The organism is Klebsiella sp. GG_Kp173 (assembly GCF_040062415.1).
Classification (GTDB): domain Bacteria; phylum Pseudomonadota; class Gammaproteobacteria; order Enterobacterales; family Enterobacteriaceae; genus Klebsiella; species Klebsiella quasipneumoniae.
The window spans coordinates 36,857-48,528 of record NZ_JBEAFZ010000087.1 but is presented as its reverse complement, the minus strand read 5'-3'; the positions used below and the strand labels follow the sequence as shown (position 1 = coordinate 48,528).

The following is an 11,672-nucleotide window of genomic DNA, read 5'->3' as shown; positions in this document are numbered from 1 at the left end:
CCTGTAGGCCTGAACATGCGCCGCGAAGCAGCTTCGCGGCGCATATGCGTTTAGCCAAAGAGATGCTGCGCATGGAAGCGCAGATGGTCTTCAATAAACGAGGCAATGAAGTAGTAGCTGTGGTCGTAACCGGGCTGGATGCGCAGCGTTAACGGCCAGGCCTTCTGCCGCGCGACCTCCGCCAGTACCGCCGGCTGCAACTGTCCGGCAAGAAATGGATCGCTGTCGCCCTGATCGATAAGCGTCGGCACAGCGTCCGCCGGCTGGCTGGCCTGCATCAGGGCGCAGCTGTCCCAGGCGTGCCATGTCGATTCATCGGCGCCGAGATAGGCGGTAAACGCTTTCTTACCCCACGGCACCTGGGAGGGATTGACGATCGGCGCGAAGGCGGAGACGCTGACGTAGCGGCCGGGATTGTTGAGCGCCATGATAAGCGCGCCGTGACCGCCCATCGAGTGGCCGCTGATGGCGCAGCGGTCGCTGATGCTAAACTCGCTGCGGATAATCGCGGGCAGTTCGTCGCGCAGGTAATCGTACATTCGGTAGTGCGCCGCCCAGGGCGCCTGGGTGGCGTTCAGGTAGAAGCCGGCGCCTTGCCCCAGATCGTAACTGTCGTCGTTGGCCACCTCGTCACCGCGCGGGCTGGTATCCGGCATCACCAGCGCGATGCCCAGCTCGGCGGCAATGCGCTGCGCGCCCGCCTTGGTGGTAAAGTTTTCATCGTTACAGGTCAGCCCGGACAGCCAGTACAGCACCGGCGGCGGCGTTTCGCGCTCAGGCGGTAAAAAAATGCTGAACGTCATGGCGCAGTTCAGGACAGGGGAGTGATGACGCCAGCGTTGTTGCCGGCCGTCAAAACAGCGATGCTCTTCAAGCAGTTCCATGCAAGGCTCCTCGGAAGGGGTGTGCGCGTAAACGTTCATAATACAGATATTTCATTAGCCGGTGAGCAACTTTCACTTTCTCCTTTTGAGAACTTACTGCATCATTAATGCAACTTATAGCCAACATGCCGGTGTAGCGATGGCGCTTATGGATGCGTACAGCGGTTGGATCATTCCGGATTCGGCGGTAGGGATTTGGCGCCGCGCTTGAGGCGAGACTTCGCGCCTTAATAAAAGGCAGCGCCAATTTCAATAATTATCGTTACGGCTACTGGATTCTGTGCGCCGCCTCACGCACAATGAATACAAACTTTGCCCCCAGAAAAAGCAAAGAGCGCCACACCTGCAGGAGAAACCCAAATGTCATCACTGAGTAAAGAAGCCGTCCTCGTTCATGAAGCGCTGGTCGCTCGTGGGCTGGAGACGCCGATGCGTGCGCCAGTACAAGAAATTGATAACGAAACACGCAAGCGTTTGATTACCGGTCATATGACCGAGATTATGCAACTGCTGAATCTGGATCTGAGTGATGACAGTCTGATGGAGACCCCGCATCGCATCGCCAAAATGTATGTCGATGAGATCTTCTCCGGACTGGATTATTCTCGCTTCCCGAAAATCACCGTCATTGAAAACAAAATGAAGGTCGATGAAATGGTCACCGTGCGCGATATCACCCTGACCAGCACCTGTGAACACCATTTCGTCACCATCGATGGTAAAGCGACGGTAGCCTATATCCCGAAAGATTCGGTGATCGGCCTGTCGAAAATCAACCGTATCGTGCAGTTTTTCGCCCAGCGTCCGCAGGTCCAGGAGCGTCTGACGCAGCAGATCCTGATTGCGCTGCAGACGCTGCTCGGCACCAGCAACGTGGCGGTATCCATTGACGCGGTGCATTACTGCGTGAAAGCGCGCGGCATCCGCGACGCGACCAGCGCCACTACCACCACCTCCCTCGGTGGCCTGTTCAAATCCAGCCAGAATACCCGCCAGGAATTCCTGCGCGCAGTACGTCACCACAGCTAAAACGGAGCAGGGTACATGGAGAGAAATGTCACGCTGGACTTTGTCCGCGGCGTCGCCATCCTCGGTATCCTGCTTCTCAATATCAGCGCCTTCGGCTTGCCGAAGGCCGCTTACCTCAATCCGGCCTGGTCAGGAAGCGCGACCCTCAGCGATACCTGGACCTGGGCGCTTCTCGACCTGCTGGCGCAGGTGAAATTTCTCACCCTGTTCGCGCTGCTGTTTGGCGCCGGTCTGCAGCTTCTGCTCCCCCGCGGAAAACGCTGGATCCAGTCGCGCCTGACCCTGCTGGCACTGCTTGGTTTCATTCACGGTCTTTTCTTCTGGGATGGCGATATTCTGCTGGCCTACGCCCTGGTGGGGCTGGTGAGCTGGCGCATGGTGCGCGAGGCGCAGCATGTCAAATCGCTGTTCAACACTGGGGTGGTGCTCTACCTCACCGGCATTGCGGTGCTGGTCCTGCTGGGGATGATCTCCGGACCCGCAGCCAATCGCTCCTGGGTCCCGGACGCGGCCAATCTGCAGTATGAGCAGTACTGGAAGCTGCACGGCGGCATGGAGGCGGTCAGCAACCGGGCGGATATGCTGTCGGACAATCTGCTGGCGCTCGGCGCGCAGTATGGCTGGCAGCTGGCGGGGATGATGCTGATAGGCGCGGCGCTGATGCGCAGCGGCTGGCTGAAAGGGCAGTTCAGCCAGCGTCACTATCGGCGCACCGGCGTGCTGCTGGTGGCGGCCGGGATGGCGGTGAATGTGCCGGCCATCGTCGCCCAGTGGTATCTGGCCTGGGACTATCGCTGGTGCGCGTTTTTACTGCAGGCGCCGCGTGAACTTAGCGCCCCGCTGCAGGCTATCGGCTACGCCTCGCTGGCCTGGGGCTACTGGCCGCAGCTCTGCCGTTTCCGCCTGGTGGGGGCTATCGCCTGCGTTGGACGCATGGCGCTGACCAACTATTTGCTGCAGACCCTGATCTGCACCACCCTGTTTTATCATCTCGGGCTGTTTATGCGCTTCGATCGTCTGCAGCTGCTGGCCTTTGTTCCCCCCATCTGGGCCGTAAACCTCCTTCTGTCATCACTCTGGCTGCGCCGCTTCCGCCAGGGGCCGGTGGAATGGCTGTGGCGTCAGTTAACCCTGCGTGCGTCAGGGACATCATTGAAAGATACATCGAGATAACGATCTCGATCACAATCATTAACAAAACGGATGTAAACGTTTCCAGCCGTGTGACCTCACTCACGTAGCGGACCGCGGGTCGCTGCCAGAATAGCCTCCTTGCTGAGCACAGGAGGTGAATGTGACGTGCTGTAATTCTCTTAAGGTCGCTGAGTATGATCACCATTCGTGATGTCGCCCGCCAGGCGGGCGTATCCGTGGCCACCGTGTCGCGGGTGCTGAACAACAGCGCGCTGGTGAGTCCGGATACGCGCGACGTCGTGATGAAAGCGGTGACCCAGCTGGGCTACCGGCCAAACGCTAATGCCCAGGCGCTGGCCACCCAGGTCAGCGATACCATCGGCGTGGTGGTGATGGACGTCTCCGATGCCTTCTTCGGCGCGCTGGTGAAAGCGGTGGATACTGTCGCCCAGCAGCATCAGAAGTATGTGCTGATCGGCAACAGCTATCACGAGGCGGAAAAAGAGCGCCACGCCATCGAGGTGCTGATCCGCCAGCGCTGCTCGGCGCTGATCGTCCATTCGAAAGCGCTCAGCGATGCTGAACTGAGCGACTTTATGCAACATATCCCGGGGATGGTGCTGATCAACCGCATCGTGCCGGGCTTTGCCCATCGCTGCGTGGGTCTCGACAACGTCAGCGGCGCGCTGATGGCTACCCGCATGCTGCTCAATCACGGCCACCAGCGCATCGGCTATCTCTCCTCAAATCACGGCATTGAAGACGACGATATGCGCCGGGAAGGGTGGAGCAAAGCGCTGCAGGAGCAGGGCATCATCGCCCCGGACAGCTGGGTCGGGTCCGGCTCCCCGGACATGCAGGGCGGCGAAGCGGCGATGGTCGAACTGCTGGGGCGGAATCTCGGCCTCACCGCCGTGTTCGCCTATAACGACAGCATGGCGGCCGGCGCGCTGACAACGCTAAAGGATAACGGCATTGTCGTGCCGCAGCATCTATCGCTGATTGGCTTTGATGATATTCCTATTTCCCGTTACACCGATCCTCAACTGACCACAGTGCGCTATCCGGTGATGTCGATGGCGAAGCTGGCCACCGAGCTGGCGCTGCTGGGGGCGGCCGGCAAGCTGGATCGCGAGGCGACGCACTGCTTTATGCCGACCCTGGTGCGCCGTCACTCCGTTGCCCAGCGGCAAACTGTGGGGCCGATCACTAACTGAAGCGGCAGCGGGATGTAACCGCTTTCAATTTGTGAGTAAATTCACAGTATATTAACATTCGCCTGATTATGATGGCAGCGTTTACCAGTCTGAACCACAAGGTGAGGGGAAATCCTCACTTTTACTATTAGGAACAAGGCGTTAAACGAGTATTAGAGTCGTATTTTCCTGGAGCGTTACCCGACACGGAAGACCGAATTTTCGTCGTGAAATGCGTTGTGCGGTAACACTAATGCAACAAGTCCCGCCCGCACTTTTCACAAAAATGACCCTGCATAATAAAACCGGAGATTCCATGAATAAGAAGGTGTTTACCCTCTCTGCTGTAATGGCTGGTCTGTTATTTGGCGCCGCAGCACACGCAGCAGATACCCGTATCGGCGTGACGATTTATAAATATGACGACAACTTTATGTCGGTGGTGCGTAAGGCGATTGAAAAAGATGGCAAATCCGCGCCTGACGTCCAGCTGCTGATGAATGACTCGCAGAACGACCAGTCGAAACAAAACGATCAGATTGACGTGCTGCTGGCGAAAGGCGTGAAAGCCCTGGCGATCAACCTGGTTGACCCGGCTGCGGCGGGAACGGTCATCGAAAAAGCGCGCGGGCAGAATATTCCGGTGGTGTTCTTCAACAAAGAGCCTTCCCGTAAAGCGCTGGATAGTTATGACAAGGCTTACTACGTCGGTACCGACTCGAAAGAGTCCGGGATTATTCAGGGCGATCTGATCGCCAAGCACTGGAAAGCCAACCCGAACTGGGATCTGAATAAAGACGGCCAGATCCAGTACGTCCTGCTGAAAGGCGAGCCGGGCCATCCGGATGCGGAAGCGCGTACCACCTACGTTATCAAAGAGCTGAACGATAAAGGTCTGAAGACCCAGCAGCTGCAGATGGACACCGCTATGTGGGATACCGCCCAGGCGAAAGACAAAATGGACGCCTGGCTCTCCGGCCCGAATGCGAACAAGATTGAAGTGGTGATCGCCAACAATGACGCCATGGCGATGGGTGCGGTTGAAGCGCTGAAAGCGCACAACAAGAGCAGCATTCCGGTGTTCGGCGTTGACGCCCTGCCGGAAGCCCTGGCGCTGGTGAAATCCGGCGCGATGGCCGGTACCGTGCTGAACGATGCTAACAACCAGGCGAAAGCGACCTTCGAGCTGGCGAAAAACCTTGCCGACGGAAAAGAGGCGGCGGCAGGCACCAACTGGAAAATTGACAACAAGATTGTTCGCGTCCCCTACGTGGGAGTCGATAAAGACAACCTGAGCCAGTTTACCGGCAAATAATCGTGATGTGAGTTGCGGGCGTGGGTTATCCACGCCCGATTATTCCTGATACAGAACCAGACTCCTGCTGGCGTTATTGCGCCGGACGGGGCGTGCATGAACGCAGCCAGGTATAACTATGGTCAGCAATAATAGCGAACGGTCAGGCGAATATTTGTTGGAGATGACCAACATCAACAAATCGTTTCCTGGCGTCAAGGCTCTTGATAATGTCAACCTGAAGGTTCGTCCGCACTCCATTCATGCGTTAATGGGTGAGAACGGCGCCGGTAAATCGACATTATTAAAATGCCTTTTTGGGATCTATCAAAAAGATTCCGGCAGCATTCTTTTTCAGGGAAAAGAGATCGATTTCCATTCGGCGAAAGAAGCCCTGGAAAACGGTATTTCGATGGTGCATCAGGAATTAAACCTGGTCTTACAGCGTTCGGTCATGGACAACATGTGGCTCGGCCGCTATCCCACCAAAGGCATGTTTGTCGATCAGGACAAAATGTACCGGGATACCAAGGCTATTTTTGATGAGCTGGATATTGATATCGATCCGCGCGCCCGCGTCGGGACTTTATCGGTATCTCAGATGCAGATGATTGAGATAGCGAAGGCGTTTTCCTATGACGCCAAAATCGTCATCATGGACGAGCCGACGTCATCGCTGACGGAGAAAGAGGTCAACCATCTGTTCAAGATCATCCGCAAGCTGAAAGATCGCGGCTGCGGTATCGTCTATATCTCCCACAAAATGGAAGAGATTTTCCAGCTGTGCGATGAAATTACCATCCTGCGCGACGGCCAGTGGATCGCTACCCAGCCGCTGGAAGGGCTGGATATGGACAAGATCATCGCCATGATGGTCGGGCGTTCGCTCAATCAGCGCTTCCCGGATCGTGAAAACACCCCGGGGGAAGTCATCCTCCAGGTGCGCAATCTCACCTCCCTGCGCCAGCCCTCCATTCGCGATGTCTCCTTCGACCTGCATAAGGGCGAAATTCTCGGTATCGCCGGTCTGGTGGGCGCGAAGCGTACCGACATCGTGGAGACCCTGTTCGGGATCCGTGAGAAGGCCAGCGGCACCATCACCCTGCACGGGAAGAAGATCAACAACCACAGCGCCAATGAGGCGATTAACCACGGTTTTGCGCTGGTAACCGAGGAGCGGCGCTCCACCGGAATTTACGCCTATCTGGACATCGGTTTTAACTCGCTGATCTCCAATATTAAGAAATATAAAAACAGCGTCGGCTTGCTGGATAACTCGCGGATGAAGAGCGATACCCAATGGGTGATTGACTCCATGCGCGTTAAAACCCCCGGCCAGCATACGCAGATTGGTTCGCTTTCCGGTGGTAACCAGCAAAAGGTCATTATTGGCCGCTGGCTGCTGACCCAGCCGGAGATCCTGATGCTGGACGAGCCGACGCGCGGTATCGACGTCGGCGCCAAATTCGAGATCTATCAGCTGATTGCCGAGCTGGCTAAAAAAGATAAAGGGATCATTATTATTTCTTCCGAAATGCCGGAACTGCTGGGGATTACCGACCGCATTCTGGTAATGAGCAACGGCCTGGTCGCGGGCATTGTTGAGACTAAAACCACCACGCAAAACGAAATACTGCGTCTTGCGTCATTGCACCTTTAAGATCAGGGGCTTCACATGAGTGCGTTAAATAAAAAGAGTTTTCTCACTTACCTGAAAGAGGGTGGGATATATGTCGTCCTTCTGGTCCTGTTGGCCATTATTATTTTCCAGGATCCGACATTTTTAAGTCTGCTCAACCTGAGTAATATTCTGACCCAGTCCTCGGTGCGTATTATTATTGCCCTCGGCGTGGCCGGACTGATCGTCACGCAGGGCACGGACCTCTCCGCCGGCCGTCAGGTGGGACTGGCGGCGGTGATTGCCGCGACCATGCTGCAGGCGGTGGATAATGCCAACAAGGTGTTCCCGGATATGGCGACCATGCCGATCCCACTGGTCATCCTGCTGGTATGCGCCATCGGGGCGGTCATCGGGCTGATTAACGGGATCGTCATTGCCTATCTGAACGTAACGCCGTTTATTACCACCCTCGGGACCATGATCATCGTCTACGGCATTAACTCGCTGTACTACGATTTCGTGGGCGCGTCGCCGATCTCCGGCTTCGACAGTCACTTCTCCCATTTCGCGCAGGGGTTTGTGGCGCTGGGCTCGTTCCGCCTGTCCTACATTACCTTCTACGCGCTGATTGCCGTCTTCTTTGTCTGGATCCTGTGGAACAAAACGCGCTTTGGCAAAAACATTTTCGCTATCGGCGGTAACCCGGAAGCGGCGAAAGTCTCCGGGGTTAACGTGGCGTTGAACCTGCTGATGATCTATGCCCTCTCCGGGGTGTTCTACGCCTTCGGCGGCCTGCTGGAAGCCGGTCGTATCGGCTCGGCGACCAATAACCTCGGCTTTATGTACGAACTGGACGCCATCGCCGCCTGCGTGGTGGGCGGTGTATCGTTCAGCGGCGGGGTAGGGACCGTATTCGGCGTGGTGACAGGGGTAATTATCTTCACCGTGATCAACTATGGCCTGACCTACATTGGCGTCAACCCTTACTGGCAGTACATCATCAAGGGGGCGATCATTATCTTCGCCGTGGCGCTGGATTCCCTGAAATACGCCCGTAAGAAGTAATTTTTGCCTGAGTAAAAACCCGCGCCTGGCGCGGGTTTTTTTATACCTGAAACGGATGCGATGATGGGGCTACTTTTCTTTCTGCAGCTCCAGCAGCTGCTCCGGCGTGACCGCCGGGTAGGACTGGGCGTCATCCGGCACGTCGTGCTGCTGCGCCGGAATCGGGATTAAAGGGCCAAGGAAGCGCGGTTCCCGTTTGAAGATGTAGAGGTCCGCCAGCGCGCCGAAGCGGGCGCCGAATTCGCGCAGCCGCACGCTCCACATATCCTTCGGCGACGGCACCGCGTAGCACTGGGCCTGGATCCCCATATGCAGGGCGATAAACAACGCCCGTTCGCAGTGGAAGCGCTGGGTGATGATAATGAAGTCGTTGGTGTCGAACACTTTGCGGGTGCGGACGATCGAATCAAGCGTGCGGAAACCGGCATAGTCCAGCACGATATCCGCCGGATCGACGCCGCTTTTGATCAGGTCCCGGCGCATCGTCATCGGTTCATTGTAGCTTTGCAGGGCGTTATCCCCGCTCAGCAGCAGATAGTTGACCTTGCCGCTGTTGTAGGCGTTGAGCGCGCCCTGGATGCGGTAGCGGTAATACTGATTGATGACGCCGGTGCGGTAGTATTTAGCAGTGCCCAGCACCACGCCGACCTGGCGGTAGGGGAGATCCTGCAGCTCGTCATAGATATAGGGCGCGGTTTTCCAGCTCATCCAACGGTCAAGACCCAGCACGGTCAACAGCAGCAGGCCGAGCAGGACTAACAGGCTGTAGAACACACGCTTTAACATGAACTTGGCTCAATAATAGACAACGGAGTCTTCAGGCTACTTTACCCGCCGGGTAAGCGCAAGAAACCCGCGTTTGATTGCGGGGATTTTCAGCAATATAGACAGATCGCTGAACGCAGGCCGGGTAAGGCGTGAGCCGACACCCGGCATAGGGATCTTCAGCTCGCCATGGCGCGAACCGTAAGTCGGGTAAGCGTAGCGCCACCCGACACCTAAGGGTATAAAAGGTCGGCCGGATAAGCCGAAGACGCCATCCGGCCATCTGCGCAGGCGGATTAACCTAACAGCACGCGCTCGATATTGTGGCAGCCCAGCGCCTTCAGGGTGGCGACGGTGGCGTCCCACTGAATCAGCGCCGCATCGGCTTTCTCCGCCAGGATCGCCCGCTGGATGTCCGGATAATCATAGCCGTTGAGGCTGAGAAGATTTAGCGCCCCCTGCAGCGGCGGCAGCGTCGGGTTGAACGCCGCGTTTTCCGCATAGCTGCCGCTGAAAAGGGTGCCATCTTTCAGCTCCAGCGCCACGCCGGAAGGCGAATGGCTGTACGGCGCGTGGCAGCGGTTAGCGGCCTCAATCGCCACCTGCGTCAGGGCATCGCCGCTGACCGGGAAGCCGTGGTCCTGGTGGTCCATCAGCAGGGTTTTGATCTCCAGATCTTTCGGGCCGAAGGCATCCGGCAGATAGTGCTGCAGAGCATGGGCTTCGCGACCGGGCAGATGAATGCGCAGCGCCAGTCCGCTGTTCAGTTCGTTCATAAACTGACGGCAATGGCCGCACGGCGTGTAGTTCACCGTGATAGCGCGCAGGGAGGTTTCACCGCGCAGCCAGGCGTGGCTGATGGCGCTCTGCTCCGCATGGACGGTCTGCTGCATGGTGGCGCCGAGAAACTCCATGTTGCCGCCAAAGTACCAGCGGCCGCTGACGCCGCGGGCGATAGCCCCGACGTTAAAGTGAGAAAGGTCGGCGCGCGCGCAGGCGGCGGCCAGCGGCAGTAGCGCAAAGGCCAGCGCGTCTTCGTCCAGACCTGTCGCCTGTTGCAGCGTCGCCACCTGATCGGCTTCGAGCAGCGCCGGGAAGTGCGGGTCGGCGAGCATCGGGGAGATGGCCGCCTGCAGGTCTGCTGCCAGGGTAGTCAAAGCAGCTTGAAAACGTGAGTGCATAGCGTTGCCTCATAACAGTGTAATGGGGAACCAGTGTACGGGCGTCAAGGGGTTTCAAATGTGATTTACATCCCATTGCTAATGCAACTTTTCATTGTTGCATTAATAAATGTGACTTGAATCACAATTTATCCCACCACCGCGAGGATCAGCGGGAATAAAAATGGCGCCATCAACGAGGTGATGATCCCGCACAGCACCAGCGCCAGCGAGCTGAACGCTCCTTCCTGATAGTCCAGTTCCGCACAGCGGGCGGTACCGAGGGCGTGCGAGGCGGTGCCCATCGACAGGCCACGCGATGCTTTGGTGCGAATACGCATCAGGTTGAGCAGCGTATGGCCGAATACCGCGCCAAGGATACCGACAAAAATCACGCACACGGCGCTGATGGCCGGGATGCCGCCGATACTGCCGCTCACCGCCATCGCAATCGGCGTGGTCACCGATTTGGGCAGAACAGAGGCGGCGATTTGCGGCGTGGCGCCCATCAGCAGGGCCACGGTGGTGCCGGTGATCATCGCCACACAGCTGCCGATAAAGCAGATGGTGATGATCGATTTCCAGCGCGCGCGGATCTGGTGCAGCTGTTCATATAGCGGGAAGGCCAGCGCGACCACCGCCGGCTGCAGCAGATCGTTCAGGATCTTGCTGCCGGCAAAATAACGTTCATAGGAGATCCCGGTCAGCAGCAGAAAGGGAATGATCACCACCATCGCCACCAGCAGCGGGTTGAGCAGCGGGAATTTGAAGCGGGCCGCCAGTTTGCGGGCGAGGAAAAAGACGATCAGGGTAAGCGGTAGCGACCACCAGATTTCATGCATCATTTTTCTTTTCCTTTTGCCCAATCACTTTACGTTCGCCATGCACCAGATGGGAACTCCAGCTCACCACCACAAACACCACCAGCGTGCTGATGGCGCAGGAGATAACGACAGGCCCAAGCTGGGCGCGTAGCAGATCCCAGTACTGCATCACGCCGACGCCGATCGGCACGAACAGGAGCGCCATATAGCGGATCAGGATATTGCAGCCGGGGTTGACCCACTGCGGCGGCATTATTTGCAGCGCCAGCAGCACGAAGAGGATCAGCATGCCGATGATGCTGCCGGGGATGGTGATGGGCAGCAGCCCGGCGATAAATATTCCGGCGTACAAGCAGGCGTAAATCAGGACGAAAGCCCGCAGGTACTGCCAGATAATAGTCAGCGATTTACTCATGGTAATAACCCTTGATGAAGTGAATTCATCATACAATTAATCCCTAAAATGTGCTACCGATCACATCATGAATTCTATGCATAGCGCTTATAGCTTACGGGAACCATCGTCTCGCCCGTCAGAGTCCGAAGCCTTGCGGCTTAGACGGTCTCTCTCCCCACGCTACCTTGCTGGACGAGGCGCGGCAAATAAAGGTAAATGAGACGCCACAGACCCCTGTAAAGCATAGAGATTATCTCGCCGTTTTGCCGCCTCGGGCGTCCGGGGACCGGAGTGCGCTGGGTC

At 57.2% G+C, this 11,672-nt stretch carries 11 protein-coding genes; 6 read left to right on the top strand and 5 right to left on the bottom strand.

What is annotated here, in order from left to right:
* Positions 1-50: 50 nt before the first annotated feature.
* Positions 51-884, bottom strand: a complete 834-nt coding sequence (fghA, locus tag ABLU50_RS22235; RefSeq protein ID WP_057216273.1) for an S-formylglutathione hydrolase — start codon at positions 882-884, stop codon at positions 51-53.
* A gap of 360 nt (positions 885-1,244) precedes the next feature.
* Between fghA and folE the strand changes: the two genes are divergently transcribed.
* The 6 genes from folE (at position 1,245) to mglC (ending at position 8,223) form a co-directional block, all read left to right on the top strand.
* Positions 1,245-1,913 (top strand): GTP cyclohydrolase I FolE, encoded by a 669-nt coding sequence (gene folE, locus ABLU50_RS22230; protein ID WP_004201633.1) that lies wholly within the window; start codon positions 1,245-1,247, stop codon positions 1,911-1,913.
* 15 nt (positions 1,914-1,928) lie between these two features.
* Positions 1,929-3,086, top strand: coding sequence for a DUF418 domain-containing protein YeiB (yeiB, locus tag ABLU50_RS22225; protein ID WP_032456403.1), 1,158 nt, complete (start codon positions 1,929-1,931; stop codon positions 3,084-3,086).
* Between the two features lie 155 nt (positions 3,087-3,241).
* Positions 3,242-4,264, top strand: a complete 1,023-nt coding sequence (galS, locus tag ABLU50_RS22220; RefSeq protein ID WP_017899327.1) for an HTH-type transcriptional regulator GalS — start codon at positions 3,242-3,244, stop codon at positions 4,262-4,264.
* A 295-nt stretch (positions 4,265-4,559) separates the two neighbouring features.
* The gene (gene mglB, locus ABLU50_RS22215) at positions 4,560-5,558 is read left to right on the top strand and encodes a galactose/glucose ABC transporter substrate-binding protein MglB (protein WP_004201626.1); all 999 of its coding nucleotides are present in this window, start codon (positions 4,560-4,562) and stop codon (positions 5,556-5,558) included.
* A 118-nt stretch (positions 5,559-5,676) separates the two neighbouring features.
* A complete protein-coding gene (gene mglA / locus ABLU50_RS22210; protein ID WP_004201625.1) occupies positions 5,677-7,197 on the top strand; it encodes a galactose/methyl galactoside ABC transporter ATP-binding protein MglA in 1,521 nt (506 codons plus the stop codon).
* 15 nt (positions 7,198-7,212) lie between these two features.
* Entirely contained in the window at positions 7,213-8,223 is a 1,011-nt protein-coding gene (mglC, locus tag ABLU50_RS22205; protein ID WP_002912871.1) for a galactose/methyl galactoside ABC transporter permease MglC, read from the top strand.
* Positions 8,224-8,292: 69 nt separating this feature from the next.
* Here the strand turns inward: mglC and sanA are convergent, their stop codons facing one another.
* The 4 genes from sanA to ABLU50_RS22185 form a co-directional block, all read right to left on the bottom strand.
* On the bottom strand, positions 8,293-9,009 hold the full coding sequence (gene sanA, locus ABLU50_RS22200; protein WP_064150961.1) for an outer membrane permeability protein SanA: 717 nt from the start codon (positions 9,007-9,009) through the stop codon (positions 8,293-8,295).
* A gap of 275 nt (positions 9,010-9,284) precedes the next feature.
* Positions 9,285-10,169 carry a cytidine deaminase gene (gene cdd, locus ABLU50_RS22195; protein WP_087832084.1) on the bottom strand — a complete coding sequence of 295 codons (885 nt, stop codon included), beginning with the start codon at positions 10,167-10,169 and terminating at the stop codon, positions 9,285-9,287.
* Between the two features lie 128 nt (positions 10,170-10,297).
* Entirely contained in the window at positions 10,298-10,993 is a 696-nt protein-coding gene (locus ABLU50_RS22190; RefSeq protein WP_004201621.1) for a CidB/LrgB family autolysis modulator, read from the bottom strand.
* Positions 10,983-11,387 carry a CidA/LrgA family protein gene (locus ABLU50_RS22185; RefSeq protein WP_004201620.1) on the bottom strand — a complete coding sequence of 135 codons (405 nt, stop codon included), beginning with the start codon at positions 11,385-11,387 and terminating at the stop codon, positions 10,983-10,985. The genes ABLU50_RS22190 and ABLU50_RS22185 overlap by 11 nt, the downstream gene beginning before the upstream one ends.
* Positions 11,388-11,672: the final 285 nt, after the last annotated feature.